The following is a 21388-nucleotide window of genomic DNA, read 5'->3' as shown; positions in this document are numbered from 1 at the left end:
TCGATACCGAATCCTCTTAATACTGTGTTCGACCGCACCGTAGGACGACGCGGTCCGCCGGTGAGGGGCCGGCGGGCCATCGTCTCGCGATCGCTGCCAGACCGCTCCCTGCGTCCTTCCGCTTGAGTGGTTTGACGCGGAGTCGCATGGATACTCGTTTCAGTCGCGGCGCTCGTCGACGCGTGCGGACTGGACACGACGAACTCGAGACAGAAACCGACCGATCGACGCGTGCGCGTGCACGCGTCGACGGGATGGTCGTTCGCCGGGTGAACCCGGGCGTCGATTCGTCCGCGTCGCGGAGAGACGGCGCGTTCAGGGACCGTCCGGACCGGTCATCCCTCGAGCGGGATCTCCTTACCCTGGACGGTCGACGCGGCCGTTGGGAGCCGGACCTCGAGGACGCCGTTCGTGTACTCGGCGTCGATCTCGTCCTCGTCGACGGTCTTGGGGAACCGGAACCGACGGTGGTAGGTCTTCTTCCGACCCCGGCTCTCGTCGGCGTGTTCGGCGGCGACGTTCAGGACGCCGTCGTCCCACGCCAGATCGATCTCCTCGGTCTCGAAGCCCGGCATGTCGATCGTGAGGACGAACTCGTCGTCCTCCTCGTACAGTTCGTAGTCGCTGCCTCCGGTGTCACCGAACAGCTGTGATGGCAGGTCGAGGCCTTGCATCCAGGTGCTTGGTGGGCTCGCTCGCACCATGGCTGATCACCTCGTATCCAGGAGATAATTGTCCGCGGTTCGTAATAAATTTGTCGAATCATGTTACTTGATGTCTACCACGTCCCGTCGCGAGTAAGCGAGGAAAAGGCCCATTAGTTACCCGACACATCGTTCGGATATGGGACTCGGAAGTACTGCCAAGAAGATCCAGAGCCTCTCGGATCGGGCCGAAGCGATGTACAAGCAGGTACAGAAACTCCAGCAGCGGATCACCGGACTGGAAGAGGAGATGGACGAGACACACGACACGGTCACGCGCATGGACCACCAGCTCACCGAGCAGCGCGCGCTGCTGCTCGCGATCGCCGAGGAGCAGGGGATCGACGGCGAGGAGATCCTGGCCCAGGCGGCGATCGACGAAGCCGAACTCGAGGACGAGGCCGCCGCCGACGAATCGACGGCGAGCGAGCCGGCCGAATCGACGGACGCGACCGCCGAGTGAGGCGTAGTGTGGTCTCGGGACCGCGGTGGCCCGCTCTTCCGGCGTCTTCGAGCGGCGTGAGCGTCGGGAGCGGCGGTTCCGACTCGTCGGCCGTTCGATATCGGCCATCGTTCCCCGTCACCCGTTCGACATCGATTGCGTTTCGCCGGTCGCCGTTCGAATTCACGTCGCTCCGGTCGTAACGGTAAGACCTAACAACGGAGGCAACATTTGCCAGCACGATGACGACCCACGAGCAGCCGGTGGATTCGGTCCTCGAGACGATCGGTCGAACGCCGCTGGTCCGCCTCCGGGACGGGCCCGGAGACGTATCGATCTACGCGAAACTCGAGAGCTTCAATCCCGGCGCGAGCGTGAAAGACCGCATCGGCCGGTATATGCTCGAACGGATGCTCGAACGAGGCGATATCGCGTCGGGCGGGACGATCGTCGAGCCGACGGCCGGGAACACGGGCATCGGGCTGGCGATCGCGGCCCAGCAGCTCGGACTCGAGGCCGTCTTCGTCGTTCCCGAACGGTTCAGCGTGGAGAAACAGCAGTTGATGGCGGCGCTGGGAGCCGAGGTCATCAACACCCCCACGGAGGACGGCATGGACGGTGCGATCGCGCGCGCTCACGAACTGGCCGACGAACTCGACGAGGCCGCGGTCCCACAGCAGTTCTCGAACCCGCTGAACGCCGAGGCCCACTCCGAGACGACCGCCCCCGAGATCTTCGATGCGCTCGACGGACGGGTCGGCGCTGTCGTCGTCGGCTGTGGCACCGCCGGCACGCTCATGGGGATCGCCCGCTACGCGCTCGAGCGAGATCCCGACACCCACATCGTCGCGGTCGAACCCGAGGGATCGGTGTACGGCGAACTCCTCGGCGACGAGCGCACGGAGGACGAGTACAAGACCGAGGGGATCGGCACCCACGACACCGCGACCAACGAGCTGTTCGACCCCGAACTGGTCGACGACGTCCGTTCGATCTCCGATCGCGACGCCCACGAGGAACTCAAACGGCTCGCCCGCGAAGAGGGACATCTGGTCGCCTCGAGCGCGGGTGCCGCGAGCGTGGCATCGAAACGAGTCGCCGAACGGATCGCCGACGGCGACCTCGACGTGCCCCACGAGACCGTCGTCACGATCTTCCCGGACTCGAGCGAGCGCTACCTCTCGAAGGGGATCTATCGCTCGTTCGAGGAGTGGACGTCGTAGGCGGCGCAGTCGAGTCGGTAACCAGTACACTCATAAAAATTTCACTGGAAAGGGAGGCTATGAACCGGCTGTCGAACGCCTTCCAGTTCGAAGACGACCTCCCGCCGGCCCTTCGGACGACCGTCGACGCCTACGCCGATCAGGGCGGTCTGCTCGGCGCGTTCACGTACTTCTTCACCGTTCTCGAGACCGGCGACGAGCGCGTCGCCGAAACGCTCGCGTCGATACCGACCGCTCTCTTCGTGACCAGCGCGCTCCACGACGACGCGATCGACGACGCCGACAGGTGGGGCGCGGACCGCAAACGACGGCTGAACGAGCACGTCTCGACGGGAGATCTCGTCTTCACGGCCGTCCTCGAGGCCGCCGCCGAGTCACCGAGCGGTGTCGACCTGACACCGGCGCTCGAAACCGTCCGCGAGATCGGGTCGGGCCAGCTCGCCGAGGAGGAGTTCGACGCGGCGACGGCGACCGTCGACGACGCGATCGACCGGGTCGAGGAGCGGGGCTGCGTCTGGGGGGATCTCGCCGCCGACCTCGTGGCGGCCACCGGTCGCTATTCCGACGAGCAACTCGACTCCGTCCGAACGATCGCGACGAACGGCCTCTTCGTCCTGACCGTTATCGACGATCTCGCGGATCTGCCGGACGACGTCGAAAACGGCATCACGACCCTCCCGCTCGTCTGGTTCGACGGCGATCCCGACGAGTACCGATCGACCGAGGCCCTGATCGACGCCGTCCTCGCGTCGGACGTTCCCGACCGACTCGCGGATCTCGTCGCTGCCCGACGAGCCGCGATCGAAACCGCCGCGTCCGAGCTGTCCGCATCGCTCGCTCGGTCTCCCGAAGCGCTGCTCGACGCCGCCGCTCGAGCGTTGGCGTGGTACTGCGAGTCGGTGTGTTCGGTGCCGATCACCGACACCGTCTCGCCGGCCGAGCGGCGAGCGATTCGCGACGGCGTGACCGGCGACGAGCGCTCGACGCGTCGCTACATCGCCGACCGCATCGCTGAGAACCGGTTCCCGGCCGGCGTCGGCGACGATGTCGACATCGACATCGACGAGTTCGCGTCGACCATCTCCGACCTCCCCGACGACCCCGTCGCTCGAACGGCGATCCGACTGCGACACCTCGAGTCGATCCTCGACGACCTGTTGCACACGACGATCGACGACGCGCTGACGTCGCTTCGAACAGCATCGACGCCGCCTTCGTAGCGGCTCCAGCCCCGCTCAGGCCGCGAGCCGCCGGTGTTGCACCTTCATACACCGGTCCTGGACGACCGCTCGACCCTCGGTTTCCGCGCGAGCTGCCGCCTCGTCGTCGCGAATGCCCTGCTGCGTCCAGATCACCCGCACGTCGTCGCGCTCGAGTGCAGCGTCGACGATCTCGCTCACTTCCCCGCTCGGACGGAAGATACAGACCACGTCGATCCCGTCCGGGACGTCCGTGAGGGAGTCGTAGACCTCGCGACCGAAGATCTCGTCCGCGAAGGGATTGACCGGGATCACGTCGTAGCCGTGATCGAGCAGGTACTTCGGCACGTCGTGGGCCGCCTTCCCCGGGGTACTCGAGCAGCCGACGACGGCGATCGTCTCGTACTCGAGAATCTCCTCGATCTCGTCCGCGGATTCGACTGGCATACGCGAGCGTACGGGTTCGAGGTGTAAAAGTAACCATCTCGGAGTCGAGTCGTCCGAACCGACTGTGACGAGCGAGACGGCGTCGAGAGTGTCCGATCTACGTCGTGAGGCCGGCAGTCCTGATCGCGGGCTCCTCGTCGTCGGCCGTCTCCTCGAGTTCGACGACGGCGTCGAAGAGCTGTTTGAGCGTGTTCATGGTCTGGTCGTCGTGGGCCGTCGAGTCGATAACGTAGACGCCCAGCGCGTCGGCGCTCTGGATTCGGCCCGTGAAGACGTGGAGGAACCGGAAGACGGTCTGGAGATCCGAGTACATCAGTAGCGTCGAAACCGAGTGCAAGAGGACGCGGTTCCGGGTGAGCCCTCGCGTCTCGTAGAACTCCTGGAGGAACTCCGAGAGCTTGATGCCGATCCCGGTCATGTCGACGGGCGAGGACGCGTACTTGATCCGCGGGTCGTCGTCGATCGTTCCGATCCCACGCTGTTTGGTGACGCAGTCGACGACCCCGATGTCCGGCTCGACGCCCTCGGCGACGTGCTCGCCGACGCTCTCGAGGACCTTGTCGGCGCTGTCTTTCGTAGTGACGACGATCGAGCCGTCACCGCGATTCGCACCGCTCGCGAGGATATCGAAGGCGATCCGCCGTTTTCCAGTCAGGGGCGGGCCCGCGACGAGTACGTTCGTCCCCGGATCGAGTTCGACATCCGGAAGGACGTCTGCGAGATCATACATACGGATTACTCACATCCATCGCCATGGCGACTCCATTGTTCGGATCACAGGCCACTCTGGCGTCCGGCGTGTTGTATGCAAATACGCGAAGCAGCTTATAGTACTTTTGATTAAACATCCATCGGTCATGGTGGCGGCCAACGCGAATTTCCTTCGGTTTCACCGCCGTACGCTTTGAAACCGCAGCGAAACCAGGGACGACGGCCGAGACAGTCCGTCTCCGTTCGGCCTCGAGTCGCGGACGGACCGGCTCGCGTTCGGTCCCACCGATCATCGGCAAGGGGCGTCACCTGCGTCGTCGACGGGAACCGTCACGAGCCGTCCGTGAAAGGGACGCTTCCCGACGCGCTGTCGTCCGGCGTCGAGATCGTCACAGTGTGCGCACCCGCGGCCATCCCCGACGTATCGAGGTCGAACTGGACCCACCGCGTGGAGTTTTCGTGAAGCTGGATCGACGTTTCCGTGCGGAGCGCGCCGTCGACGCGGAACTCGACGGGTTTCGTCGTCAGCTCGTCGCCCTCGTTCACGATGTCGGCGCTCACGTAGATCCGGTCCCCGACCGCAGCCGACGAGGGGGCGTCGAAGTTTCGAACGGCGAACGGATGTGCCGACTCGTCGCCGGCGAGGTCGATCGACCCGGACGTCGCGTCGTCTCCGGACGAAACGGTGACCGCGTGGCTCCCGTCCGTCAGCCCGCTCGTGTCGAACTCGAACGAGACCGGCGTACTCGCGGTCGGCGACAGCGTGACGGTCGTCGATTCCGCGACCGTTCCGTCAACGGCCAACTCGATCGTCGCCGTTCCCTCGGCGTCGCCGGTGTTGGTCACGGTCGCAGAGACGGTGATCGCGTCACCGACCGTCGCCGACGATGGGTGCTCGAGGCTCGAGACGTCGAACACCGCCGGATCGCCGCTCCCGTCGGACACCTGCCTGAGCGGGATCGACGCTCGCGACTCGCTCGTGTACGCCAGTGCGGCGGACTGCGAAACGCCCGGCGGGGTGATGACATCGAGGATCTGCGGCGCGTTCTCGTTGGCCGCACCGCCGAAGGTCCACTCGCTCCGTTCGGAACGGACCGCGCGGGTGTAATCCGAGTTCGTCCCGTCGTAGCCGGCCACGAGCGCGGCGACCGACGCCGACGAGAGGTCGCCGATCGCGTCTTTCGGAACCTCGACACCGATCTCCGAGCCGTCGACCGTCACGCTCCCAGTCGCCACCCGATCGCCCGTCGAATCCTGCACGCGGACGCCGTTCTCGCCGTCAGCGAGGATGCGTGTGTGGTACGAACTCGCAAATGTCGCGTTGACGCCGGGCGCGGCCTCGGTCGAGCCGCCGGTTGCCGACGGGTCGCGGACGTAGAACTGCAGATACTGCTTCCCGAACCCGGTATCGAACTCCCACGGGTTCGTCGGCTCGGTAGCCATCGTGGCCGCGAACCGGTAGCTCGAGCCTCGGTCTCGAACGGTGAACTCGACGATGTCGAAATCGCCGTCCTCGAAGACCGGCCTCGTCGGATAGGTGTAGTCGCCGGGGCCGACGTCGTCGCCCGCCGGATCGCTCCACCGGAGGACGCGTTCGAACCGTTCGACGGTGACCGACTCCTCGCAGCGGCCGTCGCCGTCCGTCTCCCGGACGGAGACGGTGACGGTATTTTCACCGATCGCCAGCGGGACGTCGGCGGAGAAGGAGCCGTCCGCTGCGACGGTCGGCTCGAGGACGTCACCGCCGGGCGTTTCGATCCGCACCGAATCCGCCTCGGTCGTCCCAGTGATCGTCGCACTGTCGCCGTCGACGTCGTCCGGTGCGTCCACGGAGAGCAACGGACAGTTCCCGGGCGACGTGTCGAAGTGGTCCGCGACCGCCGACGGCGTCTCCACGGGTCGTCCGGCGTCGATACAGTGGGCCAGGCGGACGAACTGCGCCGAGCACCACAGCAAGGGCGTCGCAGCGCCGGTCCCCTCGCCGAACGCCCAGTCGTATTCGGTTGCGTCCGACCGGTCCCAAACCTGTTCGGAGATCATTCGACCCTCGTTCGCGAAGTTCGCCATGGTCTCGAGGAGCGTCGTCGGCGAGAGATCACCGGTTCCGCCCGCGAGGAGTTCGTACTCCGCTCGCTCGCCGGTGAGAAACGGCCACAGCCGGCCGACGCCGGTCCCGTCCCAGGGACTCCCGTCGCCCTCCTGTCCGTAGCCGTCGTGACTGTACCTGTACCAGCCCGGGCCGTTCGGCGTGTCGACCCGGATGCGATCGTCCACCACGCGCAGACTCTCCCGAACGAGCGGATCGTCCGCCGATCGGACGCCGAACCGAACCAGCTCGAGGAAGCTCGGGTCCACGACCTCGTTGGCGGGATGGGTCCCGCCGCCGTTCGCGAGGGTAATACTCGAGCCGTCCGGGTCGCCGTTCGGGCACACCCGAACGAAGTACCGGTCGCCGAACGGTCCGTCGTCCGAGACGGTCAACGACTCGAGCTGGCTCGAGAAGTCGTCTGCCGCGCTTCGCCAGCGGTCTGCGTCCGCGGCGTGGCCCTCGTGGTCGGCGAGTTCGGCCGCACAGATCAACCCAGCAATCTGTGCGGCCATGCTCTGTGGCGAGAAGCCGGCGTTTTCCTCCCACCGTTCCTGTGGCGATCGCGGTCCATTGTCGGCCACGTAGTCGGCACCGAGCCTGACGTTCCGGTAGTCGTACGAGACGTCGCCGTCGCTCGGCGCGATATCGTGACGCCCGAAGAGCTGGTAGGCCATGACGAGCGGGGACGCGACCTGATCCATCTGGACGGTTCCCCACCGCTCCGTTCCGTCGAACGTCGTGTTCTGTTTGACCGAGCCGTCGGATTGCTGCTGGTACTCGAAGAGGTACTCCGTCGCGTGCGTCGCGCCCTCGACGTCGCCGACGGCCTCGAGAGCCGTGAAGACGTGGTAGAGATCCCGCGGCCAACAGTGAGCGTAGCCCGTCCGTGCGGCCGAGTCGGCCACTTTGATCTGACCCCACGGAATGGTCGGCGCAGCGACCGACGCCCCGCGGAACTCCTCGTGTTTGCTCTCGCCGGCCTTCAGCGACATGAGGCTCGCGTTGTACTGGGCGCGGAGGGCCGCGTCCTCGGCGACCGACGCCGGCGTATCGGTGCCGTCCAGATAGGACTGCCATCCGGACACGTACGCCTCACGCACCGAGGCGTAACCTCGAGAGAGGGCGTCCTGCGCCGCCGCCGTCGCGTCGTCAGCGTCTCCATCCTGGGCGAATCCCATCGCCAGCGTCGTCTCCCCGCCGCCTGAGAGCAACCGGCCGGCGACCTGGACGTTCCCGCTCGCGCTGGAGCTCGTCTGCGGGACGGTTCCCGACAGCAGAGACGCGATCTCGCCGCCGGCGGTGTCGACGGTCGCCCAGTCGAACCCGTCGGTGGCGGTCAGCGCCGTCGCGACCTCGTACGAACTCCCGTCCGGCTTCGTGATCCACTCGTCGCTCGAGCCCGTTCCGACGATGCGCTTCGACGCGGTCGGTCCGGCCAGGCTCGCCTGATCGGCGTTCGTCCCGTGGCCGAGGGCCAGGTCCGCCGCCACGTAGAGATCGTACTCGCTCGCCGCGTCGAACGTGACGTCCGCGAGGAGGGCGTTACCGTCCGAATCGGCGATGTATTCGACGGTGAGCGTCCAGTCGCGTCCGGGGGTGACGCCGTCCGTGATCGTCTGTTCGAACACGAGCGCGTCCTCCTCGACCATCGTCACCTGCCGGTCGACCGGGTCCACGTCGGTCCCGTTGTCGGTCTTGTCGATGTCGTACGTCCGGGCCGCGTACCCGTCGCCGTCGGTGACGACGAACTCTACCGCGGTCGTGTTGACCAGATCGAGCCGCGGGAACCTGACCTCCGCGATCGCCCCTGCCGTGATCGTGTACCAGACCCGCGGGAGGTCCGACATCGCGACATCGTGGTCGTACGCCGTCACGAACCCCTCTCTTCGTCCGTGTGGCCAGTACGATGTCTCCGCTGCCGTGAGGGACCCCTCCGCGACGCCGACCAGCGATAGCCCACCGGTAGCGGTGAATCCCGTGATGAATTTTCGCCGTTGCATCCGAATACGTCTGCCAGGCAGAATATATTATAGCTGTTGAACTTTTTCATCAATTATTACCGATCGAGTGGATTAAACCCGCTGCTCGTGTGGCGCGGCTGTGCGACTCCGTTGCATACGTGCAACACACGGGAGACGCGAACGGAACGACGACGAAGCAACCGTGTCTGTACGAGGCGGGTCGAACTAACTGCTCAGAGGCTCGAAAACTCGAGGGCGGCGCGCCCGACGATAAACGCCAGCGCGGCGAGGAACATTCCGTACTTGAGCCGCGACTGTCCGACGGTCGGGTCCTCGAAACTCTCGTAGGCGGCGAGGAGCATGACGGCGTCGGCGGGGGCCACGATCAACAGGTAGGACACGCCGAAGTGTCCACGGAGGAATGGGATGGGACTCGCGACGACGGCCACCACGAGCAAGAATGCGGCGACCGCCAGCGCCCGCCGTTCCCCGATCGCGATCGGGAGCGTGTTCAGCCCCTCTTCGCGGTCGCCCTCGACGTCCTCGACGTCCTTGATGATCTCTCGAGTCAGGGTCGCGATCGCTGCAAGGAGAAAGAGGACGACCGCCGGCCCGATCTCGGCCCCGTCGATCGCCGCCGCCCCGAAGAGGAACGTGCTGCCCACGAGGTAGGCGACGAGCGCGTTCCCGAGCCCGGGGAGTCCCTTGAAAACCTCGGTGTAGGCGACCAGCGCGAGGAGATTGATGCCTGCGATGGCAATCGCCGGCCGGGGCAGGGTGATCGCGAGCCCGACCGCGCCGGCGAACAGGAGGAGGCTGAACGCGAGCGCCCCGCGCGGGCTCACCGCCCCCCGGGGAATCGCCCTCTCCGGCTGGTTGATCCGGTCGATCTCGCGATCGAAGTAGTCGTTGATTGCGTTCCCCGCACCCACCGCCAGCGCCGTCGCCCCGACCGCCGCGGCGACCGCGATCGGCGCCTCGGTCACGCCGCCCGCGACGAACGCGCCGATGAACGTCAGCGCGCTCGCCGCGATCACGTTCACCGGCCGCGTCAACTCGAGCAACCCGCGACCGGTCTCCCCGACTGTCATACGCTGGAGTGGTCAGGCGGCCCGGTTAAACGGTACGGTCCGCCCCCGAGGTCGGGGACGGCTCGGCCCACAGTCCGGACGAACCTGCAGCGTTCGGTGCCTCGAACCACCGAGGAAAAGACGATGCCGGGTGCAAACCGATTCTCGGATTCGACTGCGTTCCAGCGGGCCGGCGTCTCAGCGCCACGCCTCGAGATCGCAGAGCCCGTCGGCCTCGATCTCGAGCCACTTGGTCACCCGCTCGTTTCCGGTCGCATCAGCCGGGACGGCCGTCCAGCTATCCTCGTCGGCGGCGAACAACTCGAGCGGCGTCGCGCCGATCTGGGCCTCGTCCGGAACGGGGGCTTCGGTCTCGGTCATAACTCGGGTAGCCGTTGGGTCTACATAAGGAAGATCCCTGTCGGTGATTGTCACGGGCTGAGAATGTACGGCTGGTGTGTCGTTGACTGTCGCAACCGCTGCAAATCGAGTGACTTATACAGTCCCGTTGAAAACAAAACGGTGCGGGCGCTTAGCTCAGTCTGGACAGAGTACTTGGCTTCGGACCAAGCTGTCACGGGTTCAAATCCTGTAGCGCCCATCCCGTTCCCGCCCGTTTTGGAACTATTCGTAACCGTCGAGTAGAGCTATCGATACCCTCGAATTCTTCGCATTCGGCGATTTCAGATCGGGGGTCAAAATCGGATACAACGCGGGAACCACTTGCGGACCCGTCACGTCGCGCGATTCTCATCGCAAACACGGGGTGGTCGGCGTGACGGTCACGTCCTGGTCAGCGGTCGCTCACTCGACCTGTCGTCACTGTGGTGCTCACGTTGCCGATCGGTTTCGGCGCGTCGTCGGTGATGACGAGACCGCTACGAGCGTCGACGCTGCCGACGACCCGGTACAATTCGACGGCATAAACAAACCGAATCTGACACTTTCCCGAAACCGCGCGCCAACGGTGCGGCGGTAATGAACCACCTCGCCGACGTTCAGGACTCCCACGTCGAACGGAGTGACGACCGTGGGACTACCTGGGATACAAGGGGCTTTGAGTGGACGGTCCACCTTGTCGGCAAAAATCTCTCCCTACCTTCGTAGCTGATAGCCTCCCTCTCCTGCCTTTTAGTCAAATCCTGGAATATTCGAAATATCGAAACAGACATCTGTTGTCGGATTATCATTGATGAGTATAGTGGATAGGCGATACACCACGGGTAGTAGACGCCGGTTCCTCGCTCTGGCCACAGGGTCGGGAGCTGTAGCGCTCTCCGGGTGTACGACCACTCTGTCGAACCTCCTCTCATCGCCCGGCTCCACGGCCGATGCCTCCATGATGGTCGACCCCGACAGTGACGGACTGACCGACGACGAGCGCGAGCGGTACGTCGACCGGATGGCAGAACGGTACGGCTCTCGAGCGGCCGACGAGATCGAACCCGACGCTGCCGCCCTGAGTCAGCAATTGCAACCGGGTATTGCGCTTGAAGACCGCGTCTGGGACGGCGAGCAGTCACTGACTGTGACCGATTCGGCAGGGACGACGCTCGCCGAGTCAGACAACTACGGCGCGCTCTACGAGAACGCGCAGTCGTCGTCGCTGGAGGAAGACGACTACGTGTACTGGCTCTGGTCTGGCGCTCGTCCGCGGGAAGCGGGCGTACTCCGCGAACTCTGGTCACACGTCGACGTCACAGGCGGCGGCGATGTGATGGTCTACGATCCGGGCGGGGACAGGAAGGATAACGGGACGGTCGGTCCTCACCCGGAGAAGACGGGCCAGGACACCGATGAATTCGCCGTCCGGTGGCAGGGCAAACGCACCAAAACGCAGCGCGTGACCGGGAGTCTCACCGAGAGCCGCGGCGACGGTGACGAACGCAGCTTCGAGTGGACCGTTCACATCACCTCCGAGACGCGTTGAGTATCAGTCGGACGTCTTATCGGACACGGGAACTGAGCCGGCTCCTGTTCACTTTTCACTGGTTGGCATCGGATAGACGACCGTCACTCCAACGGACCTACCGGTCGGTCGGAAGCGGTGGTCGCGGCACGTCTGCAGCAGCTGTCAGGGTCTTCCTCCCCCAGATTGCCGTCAGGAGAACGGCTACCAGCATCCAGTGGATGTAGTAGACGCTGTCCGTAACCTCGAGCGTTTCGGCGACGAAATTGACCCATCCGTGCAACAGGATGATGCCGAGGATGCTGCGCGACGTGTGGTTGTACACCCACGTGAATACCACTGAGAGCGGAACGATTCCGATCGTGAAGAACCAGAATCCCATCGTACCGAACCCGACGACATCGTGCTGATACGTCCCGTCGACGAAGAACAGCGGGAGGTGCCACATCGACCAGACGACTCCCAAAATCAAGCTGGCGCTCAGTGCCGACCAGTTCAGCTGAAGTCTGTCCAACGCGTAGCCTCGCCACCCTACTTCCTCGAGGAGGGGTGGGAGCGTTGCGAAAAATAGCGCAGGGAGGATCGCAAGCGGATTACTGCCGAACTCCTGCACCCCTTCGCCCCACGTTGCGCCTGGGCCACCAAACAGCAGATCGACTCCCGCGGCGACCAGCGTCACGGCCGGCGGGAGCAGAAGAATGACGAGAATCCACCGGACACCGATTCGCCGAACCTGGGTGAGTCGGTCCCAGAAGTCCGCCCGCCCTCGCTCGTCGTAGACGAGATACACGAACCCGATACCGGCGATTCCGGGGCCAACGAGCCCCGCCAATAGCAACACGAGTCCTGCGGCGCTGCTGAAACTCACCTCGAGGGCGATGGCCACGAGCCAGAAGAACCACGTGATGGCGAACGTCGCGGCAAAGAATACCCACGGATTGCCGACGGCGAGACGACCATTGCCGACCGGGAGTTGTGCTGTCTCGGTCATGTCGTGTTCTCGCCGTTTGACGGGGGAAATCGGTCACCAGTTACCGCATTACCTGCGCTTTTCTCTGGAAATGGACACCGGAAGACCCAGTCTGCGCTTACGTTCTGGTTCATTGTTCTGGCTAGCTGCTGTTGTCGGTGCGGGTAGGATGCGTGAGGAAATAACCGAACTGTACGCTCTCCGAGACGGTCCGGGGGTAGCTGCTCAAAATCAGTCGACGGCACAACAGGTGGAGAAGATCGCCCTCGAGCCTCGCCGAACCGATTCTCTGGATCTGGATGGACGACAGCACTGGAGGGAGTGTCTTGGCGGTTGCGGTCTTCCACGCGGGAAGCAACTCCATCGACCGCTGGCTGGGAGCGGCTCGCAAACGCGGACGAAGTCCCCCGTCGGACGGTGCCGTGTGGACGGGCTCGAGAATCCATCGCATCCACCGTCCCGCGAGTCTGCAACAGAGCCATATTGGTCGCTATCCTCAGTACAGCGTAATGAACGACGGCAAAGGATTCACCTCGGTCATCAGCAGACTCCAGGAGAGCGCGACAGTGGAGTCCGTGTACGGTCGTCCCATCGAGAGCAACGGGAAAACGATTATTCCTGTCACGAAGATCAGGTACGGCTTCGGAGGCGGATACGGGACGGATTCCGACGGTGACGAGCACCGTGAAGATGCAGACGACGAAGATCGAGAGAGTACGGGCGCTGGGATGGGTGGCGGTGTCATCGCCACCCCGACTGCGATCGTCGAAATAACCGACTCCGAGACGCGGGTTATCCCGACCGGCAGCAACACGAGGCTCGCTGCCGTGGCTCTCGTCTGCCTCGGTCTCGGTTATCTAGTCGGACGAATAAATCCATTCGGCAGGTGAACTACCCCACCCTACCGCTCGCCCGACGGCTTGCGCTTGAGGCTGGGGCTTCCTGCTTTCACGACGCGCTTTGCAGGAACCGAATGGGTTCCCGTAGGGAGCGCAGTCTCCACAGGCGTTGATTCGGAGCGCCCCGCTCCTACCTGCTTGATACCGCGAGAAAGAATGTTCCAAGCTGCGTTCCAGTCCCTATCAGCGGTGAACCCGCACGAGGGACACGAGTGTTCGCGGACCCACAACGGCTTGTCAGTCGACACACCGCACGCCGCACACTCTTTAGTCGTTCCGGCCGGGTCGACAGCGACGAAGTGCGTCCCTTCGCGTTCGCATTTGTACTCGAGCATTCGGCGGAACGTCCCCCACGCCGCTCCGGCACGGTTCCGAGAGTTGCCGTCGAGTTCGACTAGCCCCTTTGCATCGAGATCTTCGACCGCGACGAGATCGTACTCTCGAGCGTAGTGGTTCGAGAGTTTGTGCAAGAAGTCCCGACGCTTTCGCTTCAGATCGGCTTGGCACTCGGCCACTCGACGGCGTTGTTTCTCGTAGTTATTCGACCCGTGCTCTTTGCGCGAGAGTTTGCGTTGCTCTTGTTCCAGCCGATTGCGTTCGTCCGAGAGGTCGACCGATTCGATCGCGTGGCCGTCCGTGTCGTGGGCGTACTTCAGGATACCTACGTCGATCCCGACGGCGTTCTTCGGACGGTCGGGTTTCTCCGGTGGCTCTCGGTCAACTTCGACACCGAATGTGGCGAACCATTCACCGGTCGGTTCCCTCTTAAGCGTGACCTGCTTGAGTGCGGCATCGTCGGGAATCTCTCGGTGCAGTTGGATTGGAATGTCTGCGAGTTTTGAGAGTGATAGTACAGTCTGACCGCCCTTCTTGTTGAGCTTGAAGCCAGACTGGTTGTAGGTGAAACTGCGGAACTCACGTGGCGGCTTCCACTTGAGCATCCCGACACTGTAGCCCTTCTCCTTGAGAGCAGAAAGGCCACTGAGGTTGTTGAACAGCCGTTCGACGACGGTTTGGAGTACCTTCGAGTATACGTCGTTGAGGTCGTCCCACCACTGTTTGAGATCGGGTAGCTCCGATCGAAGCGTAGTCATGGACGGGAGTTCGCGTAGTTCTCTTGGTACTCGTTGAGCCGGTAGCGAGTGTGATTGTACAGTTGCCTACAGATATCGCGGTGGCGGTCCAATTCTTTTCGGTGGGCGTCGGACGGCTCGAGACGATACTTGTAGGCGTAGTACATCAGTTCTCGCGTTCCTCAATGAGCTCGTCGAGTTTCCCTTGGACGAACGAGGAGAGGTTTCGGTGATTTTCTTGAATCCAATCCTCTTGGTAGTCTCGGCTCGAGATGTTCTTTCGAGTTGCCACAATATAAGTTACGAATATTGTGTGATTAAGTCTTGCGGAACGTAGGATCGTAAGATTGCCATAGTAGAGTGCATTAAAAACGAGCGGCGCTGTATCCCCTCCCTGCTCGCGCCTTCGGCGCTCGCTGAGGAAGGGGGCTTAGCGCCTCAATTCAGCTAAACGAGCCATCGGAGTGGAGTCGCGATCCCACGATTCGGGAGGTGGTCGTCTAGTCGCTCGAGAGCCACGGCTCAAGGCGCTCGACGACGGCCGCGGCGACGGCCTCGCCGAGCCGGTCGGGCGCGTCGGAGAGATCCCAGACGTGGTCGCCGGTCCGGGTGACGCTCACCCAGTCGACGTAGTCGTGGCGATCCAGCTCGAGCAGGAGGTCCTCGAGCGTCGGCTCGTCGAGGCGACAGCCGAGCGTGTCTTCGATCGAGGCGGTCAACTGTGCGGTCGTCGCGACGACGCGGCCCTCGGGGCCGGTGTCGCCGATCGCGGGGCCGATCGTCGGCGCGGACGGGGAGGGCGGCCGTTCGGTCATGGTCGGCCACAGGTTCTGGGCGAGGTCGTTATAGGTCTGCTGGTAGTCACCGACGAGCGACGATGACTGACGGCGGAGACTGTCCTCAAGGCGAACCGGAGACCGACGGGAAGTCTCCCGCCGTGAGAGAACCGCTCGCGACCGACGGCGCGAAATCGCGCGAGAGTGTGAGGATTCGAGTGAAGCGAGCGCTTATGCCCGTCGATGCTGTGTATCCGACAACGCGAGAACTGGGTCCCGTGTGCTCCCTCCACGGATCGCGGTTCGTCGCTGACGGACCGTATCGGAACCCGGTCGTGAGCACGGCGACCGACACACCCGTTCTGCTACCATGCCCGACACCACGCATCGGCGGCTTCCGACGAAACCGGTCGATGTCCTGCTCGTCGAAGACAATCCCGGCGACGTCCGACTCGTGCGCGAGGCGTTCGACGCGACCGACGGAGCGACGGCGCTCCACGTCGTGACGAACGGAGACGAAGCCGTGGACTTCCTGACCCAGCAGGGCGACTACGAGGACGCGTCGCTCCCGGATCTCGTCCTCCTGGATCTCGCCCTCCCCAGACGGGGCGGGGTCGAAGTGCTCGAGGCGCTCGGCGACGAGCCGCGGCTTCAGCGGCTGCCCGTGATCATGCTGACGGACTCTGCGGCCAGCGCGGACGTCGCGGCGTGTTACGAGACGAACGCCAACGCCTACCTGACGAAGCCGACCGACCACGACGAGCTCGTGGCGACGATCGAGACGATCGAACGGTTCTGGTTCGAAGCGGTGCAGCTGCCGCCGAACTCGCAGTGAGCGGAGTCTCCCCCGCCGAGCCGTCTCTGCGGCGTCGACTGCGACCGAGCGGCGGACGATCGGACGGTCCGACCCACCCGCTCACTCCGCGGCCACGAGCTTGTAGCCGCCGCCGTCGTCGTCGACGCCCTCGTCGGACGCGTCCTCGCCGTCCTCCGGCGGGTTCGGCGCGCGTTCGGCGTAGTAGATCCCGCCGTCGATCACGCGTGGCGTACTCGTGACCACGCCGTCGTTGTCGACCTCCCAGACCAGTTCGCCGGTGCGCTTCTCGAGCGCGTAGACGCTGCCGTCCTTCGAGCCGACGAGTACCCGCTCGTCGCAGACGGTCGGACAGCCCGTGATCGGCCGGCCGGTCTCGAACGACCAGTGTCGCTCGCCGGACTGGGCGTCGAGCGCGTACAGGTTGCCGTCGTGGCTGCCGATGAAGACGGTATCCAGGACGGGATCGAGCGCCGGTCCCGACATCACCAGGTTCCCCGTCTGGAACGACCAGTCTTCGCTGCCGTCCTCGAGAGCCACCCGGTAGACGTTGTGGTCCCACGAGCCGAAGTAGGCCCCGCCGTCGTAGGTCGCGATCGGCCCCTTGATGTCGCCGTCGTTGTCGTCGCCCGACCCGGTCTCGAACGACCACGCAAATTCGGGATCGGGGTAGGACCAGCCGTAGAGGATTCCGTCGTTGGACCCACAGACCAGCCGGCCAGTCTCGGGATCGGCCGCCGGCGTCGAGTGGGGGTGGTCGGTGGGCCGGTGCTCGGGGTCCTCCCAGATCGTCTCCCCGGTTTCCGCGTCGACGACGAACGTGCTCCCTTCGGGGTCGGGATACTCGACCGCCATGACGATCCGTCCGTCGTGGTAGAGCGGGCTCGAGCCGATAGAGCCGCCGAGTTTCGTCTGCCAGTCGACGTCGCCCGACTCGAGGTCGACGGCGTAGAGGATGCCGTCGTACGCGCCGATGTATGCTCGCCCGTCGGCGACGGCGGGCGTGCCGTGGATGCCGCGTCCGTCGGTGTCCGTTCCGGCGCGCCAGCGCTCGGTGCCGTCGGCGTCGAGGGCGACCAGGTATCCCGTGTCGCCCGGGAAGACGACGCCCCCGTCCGGCAGGGGGACGGCGCTGGCCTTCGCGGCGCTGTGCGAACCAGTGTTGAGCTGGTCGAGCCGCCACTCCCGTTCGACCTCGTCGGGAACCGTCGCCTCGGGGTAGTATCCCCAGCGCTCGAGCGAGCGCCTGAACTGGGCGACGCCGTCCGGAATCGTCTGCTCGAGTCCCGTTTCCGCGAGCGGTATTTTCGCGGTGTCGGTTTGACTGAGACAGCCCGCGAGCCCGGCCGTCGCGGTGGCCGCGCCGGCGGCTACCTGGAGGACCCGTCGGCGACTGTGGGTGTCCCGAGGGCTCCTCGAATCGACGTGTGAATCGTCTGTCATCGTCACGATGCTCTCACTCGAGTGGCACGTGTTTTGTGTTCTCTTCGGGCGAAGCGCAGGCGATCCGAGAGCGGTCGGGCGCGGCTCACTGCTTGGTACCGTTGCTCGGGTCGTGCCGATCGAACGGCCCGACGGGCATCGGTTACTCGGCCGGCAGTTCGTTGATGATGACGACGGCTTCGCCGTCGATGACCGTCACCTCGTCCTCGCGGCTGACCGTCGTGTGCAGCCGGTAGCGATCGCCGCCGAGGTCTTCGACGATTTCGCACTCGGCGGTGACCGTCTCACCGATGTGGACCGGTCCCGTGAACTCGAGGTCCTGCGAGAGGTAGACCGTCACGCCGGGGAGGCGAGCCAGCGCGGCGCTGATCGTGCCGGCCACGAGCGTCCCGTGAGCGATTCGGCCGCCGAACTGCGTTCCTTCGGCGAAGTCGGACTCGAGGTGGAGTCGATTCGTGTCGCCGGAGACCTGTGCGAACGCGGTGACGTCGGCGTCCGCGATCGGTTTGCTGAACCGGACGTAGTCACCGACGCCGAGCGAGGCGTAGTCGTCGGCCGACCGTTCCATGATCCAGTTCTCGTCGCCGAAGGCGATTTCGGCGGTCGACGCGGAGGTCGTCGTCTCGAGTGCCGGTTGTGCCGCGGACGGCTCCTCGTCTGCGGGATCGAATCCCATCGCCGCGAGGAGCGCGTTGTTGGCTTCGACGTAGCTATTGACGACGTGTTTCGAGATGCTGGTCCACTGTTCGGCCGCGCGAACTGAGTCGGTGTTCTCTGTGTCCGGGCATTGACTGCTCATTGGTGGTGATGGAGGGGTACCATTCGACGTGAGTTGCGATTCCGCATACCCCTATGCCAGTCGCGGACTTTGTGGTATCGCCAAAGCACGTTGGGCCGCTACCGCTGGATTTCTCGACTCCGGATAGGTTCGTCGCAGCGACGGCCGTCCGCGTGCCGCAGGCACCGTGGCGATCCGTGTGACGCGAACCGCCAGCGCTCGCGGACGGCCCGTGTCCGGCGGCTCGAGCGGCTCGGCCCCGTGCGAGCGGACCGGTAAATCGCGTCACCGTCACCGATCCGAACGGGACGGCGACACGGCCGCTCGCGACCTACGCCGCGGGGAGTTCCTCGAGAAAGTCGGCCGTCGCTGCGTTGAACGCGCGGGGTCGGTCCTGATTGACGAGGTGCCCCGAGTCGGCGAGCTCGAGCCGATCGCCGTCGGCGACCGCCGAGGCGATCTGTCGGCCCTGTCGCTTGACCAGCGGCGCTTCCTGCTCGCCGTGGACGATCAGCGTCGGCGTGTCGACGCCGGTCAGCACGGGCGGCTCGTACCGGTAGAGCGCGCCGAAGATCTTCCGGAACTCGGCCGACGGGATGTCGCCGACTGCGTCGATCGCGTCGGCCCTGGTCTGGGGGTCGACCGACAGCCAGCGCTCGCCGGTCGTTGCCTGGATCGAACACAGCATCGACCGGAAGGTACCCGCCGATCCCGAGAGCGACAGCGACGCGGACAGCGCCGGCAGCGGCGTCCAGAGCGACTTGGTCCCCGGCGGCAACGCGACCGGCGGCATCGACCGCACCGCGCCACCCAGAACCGCGCCCGATGCGCCGTTCGGGTGGCGGTTCATGTACTCCTGGACGACCATCGACCCGAGCGAGAGCCCGCAGAGGATCGGCCGCTCGATCGCGAGTTCCGAGAAGAGCGCCTCGAGGTCGTCGGTGAAGAGGCCGATCGAGTACCGGTCCGGTTCGGTCGCGCCGGTCTCGCCGTGGCCCCGAACGTCGAGCGTCACGACGCGATACTCGTCGTCGAAGTGTTCGACCTGCGGTTCCCAGGCCGTGCCGTCCATCCAGCCGCCGTGGACGAACACCAACGGCGGGCCGTCGCCGGTCGTCTCGTAGTGGATCGTCCCGTCCGCGAGCGTGAGTTCTGCCATACACGATCTCCGGTCCGCTCGCTCTTACACTGACGGGTTGCATCGTCTCGCCGTTCTAATCGAACGGGGCTCCACTCGAGTCGACGCCGGCGATCAGTTTTCGCGGGTCGATTCCGCCCCGACCCAGCGGTCCCAGAACGATTCGAACTCGGACTCGTCTTCGGTGATGCGGTCCCACTGGGCGAGGCCGCGTTCCTCTCGGGTGCCCGGGATCGTGTTGTCGAGGAACAGCGCCGCGAGGCCGCCGACGGCCATCCCGGTCGAGCCGATGATGTAGACGGTGTCGACGACGGCCTGCGCGGCGGCCTCGATCGGGGCTGCGGTGCCCGTCCCGCTGGCGCCGAGCGCGGTGACCAGCGACTCGGTCGCGGACTCGAGACCCACGGTTTCGCGGAACGCGATCGTGCTCTCGAAGTTGCCCATGTACGCCGGGATCGCCAGCCCGACGAAGAGGGCGAAGCCGATGATGAAGGTGTTTCGCGAGGACTCGAGGTCGACGTGGCGCAGGTTCGAGATTCCGACGGCGACGATCTGGCCGAACATGGCGATGAACAGGCCGCCGACGATCGGATCCGGGATCGTCGCGATCAGCTGGCCGAAGTAGCCGACGAAGCCGACGAACAGCATGACGACGGCACCGATCTGGACGACGTACCGCGAGGCGACGCCGGTCAGGCCGATCGCGCCGATGTTCTCGGAGTAGGAGGTCGAGCCGGCGGTGCCCATCATGCCCGAGAAGACGTTCATCAGCCCTTCCATCCCGATGCCGTGGTTGATCCGCTTCCCGCTCGGCGCGCCCGATCCTGCGATGTTCGCCACCGCGTAGTAGTCGCCGATGCTCTCGACGATCGAGGCCAGCACGCCGGCGAACATCCCGACGACGAAGGCGGTCGTCACCTGCGGGGTTCCCCACTGGAAGGGGTAGATCGGAAGCAGGAATCGGGTATCCGTCACCTGTCCGAGATCCACGAATCCCGGATGGGACGTGCCGATCACGCCCGCTATCGAGAGCGCTGCGGCGACGACCCAGGCGAGGACGAGCGCCAGAATAACCGGGTAGAGTCGGAACGCCTTGTGCCTGACGTCGAGGTACTGCGAGAACAGCAAGATGAGCCCGAGCGTGAGGCCGAGCAGCCACCAGCTCTGGTTTGCCGTCGTGATCTGCGGCGCGTTGAACAGCGCCAGTCCGATCAGTGCGATCGTCGGCGCGATGACGACCGGCGAGAGGAACCGCCGGAGTTTCCCGACCAGTCCGAAGTAGCCCATCGCGACCTCGACGATCGCGGCGACGATGATCGCTCCCTGCAACTGCAGCAGTGCGGCCTCCCAGCTCGGTTGCCCCGAGACGCCGCCGGCGGTCACGACGCCCACGATCGCCAGCGCGGGTGCGAGCATGGAGAACGGCGCGCCCTGTACGATCGGGTACCGATTCCCGAACGTGGTCTGAGCGAGCGTCGCGATCCCGGAGACGACGAAGAAGGTGCCGATGAACCGGGCGGTCACGCCGGGCGGCATCTCCATCGCGCCCGCCAGTATCAGCGGGACCGCGATGTTCGCGCCGACCATCGTCAGGTAGTGCTGAATCCCCAGCACCACCGACTCGCCCAGCGGCGGCTGTTCGTCGATTCCGTATTCGATAGTGTCACCGATCGATTCGTCGGCGACTGCCTCGTCCCCCGTCATCGATTCTCGTCGGATAACGGCCGAGGGTCTTCAAAGGG

The 21388-nt window shown here is 65.0% G+C and carries 20 protein-coding genes, 1 tRNA gene and 2 pseudogenes; 8 read left to right on the top strand and 15 right to left on the bottom strand.

The features are described 5' to 3' along the window. Positions 1-335 precede the first annotated feature (335 nt). Positions 336-704 (bottom strand): Hsp20/alpha crystallin family protein, encoded by a 369-nt coding sequence (locus tag BMX07_RS08115; protein ID WP_090616619.1) that lies wholly within the window; start codon positions 702-704, stop codon positions 336-338. Positions 705-843: 139 nt separating this feature from the next. Here BMX07_RS08115 and BMX07_RS08110 point away from each other — a divergent pair, with 139 nt between their 5' ends. From BMX07_RS08110 to BMX07_RS08100, 3 genes are all read left to right on the top strand, one after another. Beyond that, the gene (locus BMX07_RS08110) at positions 844-1167 is read left to right on the top strand and encodes a DUF5798 family protein (RefSeq protein ID WP_090616616.1); all 324 of its coding nucleotides are present in this window, start codon (positions 844-846) and stop codon (positions 1165-1167) included. 221 nt (positions 1168-1388) lie between these two features. After that, positions 1389-2369, top strand: coding sequence for a PLP-dependent cysteine synthase family protein (locus BMX07_RS08105; RefSeq protein ID WP_090616614.1), 981 nt, complete (start codon positions 1389-1391; stop codon positions 2367-2369). Positions 2370-2428: 59 nt separating this feature from the next. Next, positions 2429-3589 (top strand): polyprenyl synthetase family protein, encoded by a 1161-nt coding sequence (locus tag BMX07_RS08100; RefSeq protein WP_090616612.1) that lies wholly within the window; start codon positions 2429-2431, stop codon positions 3587-3589. A gap of 15 nt (positions 3590-3604) precedes the next feature. On the opposite strand, the gene BMX07_RS08095 is transcribed toward BMX07_RS08100, so the two are convergent. The 5 genes from BMX07_RS08095 to BMX07_RS08075 all read right to left on the bottom strand — a co-directional run bounded on the left by BMX07_RS08095 (position 3605) and on the right by BMX07_RS08075 (position 10227). Continuing rightward, entirely contained in the window at positions 3605-4015 is a 411-nt protein-coding gene (locus tag BMX07_RS08095) for a CoA-binding protein (RefSeq protein ID WP_090616610.1), read from the bottom strand. A 97-nt stretch (positions 4016-4112) separates the two neighbouring features. Next, entirely contained in the window at positions 4113-4745 is a 633-nt protein-coding gene (locus BMX07_RS08090) for an RAD55 family ATPase (RefSeq protein WP_090616608.1), read from the bottom strand. A 311-nt stretch (positions 4746-5056) separates the two neighbouring features. Continuing rightward, the gene (locus BMX07_RS08085; RefSeq protein ID WP_090616606.1) at positions 5057-8815 is read right to left on the bottom strand and encodes a glucodextranase DOMON-like domain-containing protein; all 3759 of its coding nucleotides are present in this window, start codon (positions 8813-8815) and stop codon (positions 5057-5059) included. Between the two features lie 194 nt (positions 8816-9009). Next, positions 9010-9867, bottom strand: a complete 858-nt coding sequence (locus BMX07_RS08080) for a geranylgeranylglycerol-phosphate geranylgeranyltransferase (RefSeq protein ID WP_090616604.1) — start codon at positions 9865-9867, stop codon at positions 9010-9012. A gap of 177 nt (positions 9868-10044) precedes the next feature. Beyond that, complete coding sequence (locus tag BMX07_RS08075) at positions 10045-10227, bottom strand: DUF7511 domain-containing protein (RefSeq protein ID WP_090616602.1); 183 nt, start codon at positions 10225-10227, stop codon at positions 10045-10047. Between the two features lie 145 nt (positions 10228-10372). On the opposite strand from BMX07_RS08075, the gene BMX07_RS08070 reads away from it, so the two are divergent. After that, positions 10373-10447 (top strand) — tRNA-Arg (locus BMX07_RS08070). Between the two features lie 165 nt (positions 10448-10612). Next, positions 10613-10720 (top strand): annotated as a pseudogene (locus BMX07_RS25775) (DUF7563 family protein); the annotation flags it as partial. Between the two features lie 257 nt (positions 10721-10977). Here the strand turns inward: BMX07_RS25775 and BMX07_RS23695 are convergent. Beyond that, positions 10978-11187, bottom strand: a complete 210-nt coding sequence (locus BMX07_RS23695) for a hypothetical protein (RefSeq protein WP_139210844.1) — start codon at positions 11185-11187, stop codon at positions 10978-10980. On the opposite strand from BMX07_RS23695, the gene BMX07_RS08060 reads away from it, so the two are divergent. Continuing rightward, positions 11186-11776 (top strand): hypothetical protein, encoded by a 591-nt coding sequence (locus BMX07_RS08060; RefSeq protein ID WP_139210843.1) that lies wholly within the window; start codon positions 11186-11188, stop codon positions 11774-11776. The genes BMX07_RS23695 and BMX07_RS08060 overlap by 2 nt on opposite strands. A gap of 97 nt (positions 11777-11873) precedes the next feature. Here BMX07_RS08060 and BMX07_RS08055 read toward each other — a convergent pair whose 3' ends face one another. After that, a complete protein-coding gene (locus BMX07_RS08055; protein ID WP_090616596.1) occupies positions 11874-12746 on the bottom strand; it encodes a CPBP family intramembrane glutamic endopeptidase in 873 nt (290 codons plus the stop codon). A gap of 488 nt (positions 12747-13234) precedes the next feature. On the opposite strand from BMX07_RS08055, the gene BMX07_RS08045 reads away from it, so the two are divergent. Beyond that, the gene (locus BMX07_RS08045) at positions 13235-13615 is read left to right on the top strand and encodes a GerW family sporulation protein (protein WP_090616592.1); all 381 of its coding nucleotides are present in this window, start codon (positions 13235-13237) and stop codon (positions 13613-13615) included. 11 nt (positions 13616-13626) lie between these two features. Here the strand turns inward: BMX07_RS08045 and BMX07_RS08040 are convergent. From BMX07_RS08040 to BMX07_RS08035, 3 genes and pseudogenes are all read right to left on the bottom strand, one after another. Then, positions 13627-14864, bottom strand: a pseudogene (locus BMX07_RS08040) (RNA-guided endonuclease InsQ/TnpB family protein). Continuing rightward, positions 14864-14989, bottom strand: a complete 126-nt coding sequence (locus tag BMX07_RS25435; protein WP_281246945.1) for a hypothetical protein — start codon at positions 14987-14989, stop codon at positions 14864-14866. The pseudogene BMX07_RS08040 and the gene BMX07_RS25435 overlap by 1 nt, the downstream one beginning before the upstream one ends. A gap of 208 nt (positions 14990-15197) precedes the next feature. Beyond that, positions 15198-15512: a hypothetical protein gene (locus tag BMX07_RS08035; RefSeq protein ID WP_090616591.1), complete on the bottom strand. Its 315-nt coding sequence runs from the start codon at positions 15510-15512 to the stop codon at positions 15198-15200. Positions 15513-15843: 331 nt separating this feature from the next. On the opposite strand from BMX07_RS08035, the gene BMX07_RS08030 reads away from it, so the two are divergent. Then, entirely contained in the window at positions 15844-16308 is a 465-nt protein-coding gene (locus BMX07_RS08030) for a response regulator (RefSeq protein WP_090616589.1), read from the top strand. 81 nt (positions 16309-16389) lie between these two features. Here the strand turns inward: BMX07_RS08030 and BMX07_RS08025 are convergent, their stop codons facing one another. The 4 genes from BMX07_RS08025 to BMX07_RS08010 all read right to left on the bottom strand — a co-directional run bounded on the left by BMX07_RS08025 (position 16390) and on the right by BMX07_RS08010 (position 21350). Next, positions 16390-17730 carry an outer membrane protein assembly factor BamB family protein gene (locus BMX07_RS08025; RefSeq protein WP_090616587.1) on the bottom strand — a complete coding sequence of 447 codons (1341 nt, stop codon included), beginning with the start codon at positions 17728-17730 and terminating at the stop codon, positions 16390-16392. Between the two features lie 142 nt (positions 17731-17872). Continuing rightward, a complete protein-coding gene (locus BMX07_RS08020) occupies positions 17873-18529 on the bottom strand; it encodes a MaoC family dehydratase (protein WP_090616585.1) in 657 nt (218 codons plus the stop codon). A gap of 310 nt (positions 18530-18839) precedes the next feature. Beyond that, on the bottom strand, positions 18840-19667 hold the full coding sequence (locus tag BMX07_RS08015) for an alpha/beta fold hydrolase (protein ID WP_090616583.1): 828 nt from the start codon (positions 19665-19667) through the stop codon (positions 18840-18842). Between the two features lie 93 nt (positions 19668-19760). Then, a complete protein-coding gene (locus BMX07_RS08010) occupies positions 19761-21350 on the bottom strand; it encodes a uracil-xanthine permease family protein (protein WP_090616581.1) in 1590 nt (529 codons plus the stop codon). Positions 21351-21388: the final 38 nt, after the last annotated feature.

It is taken from the genome of Natrinema salaciae (assembly GCF_900110865.1).
Classification (GTDB): domain Archaea; phylum Halobacteriota; class Halobacteria; order Halobacteriales; family Natrialbaceae; genus Natrinema; species Natrinema salaciae.
The sequence above is the reverse complement of the archived record's forward strand: the minus strand, read 5'-3'. Positions and strand labels throughout refer to the sequence as shown.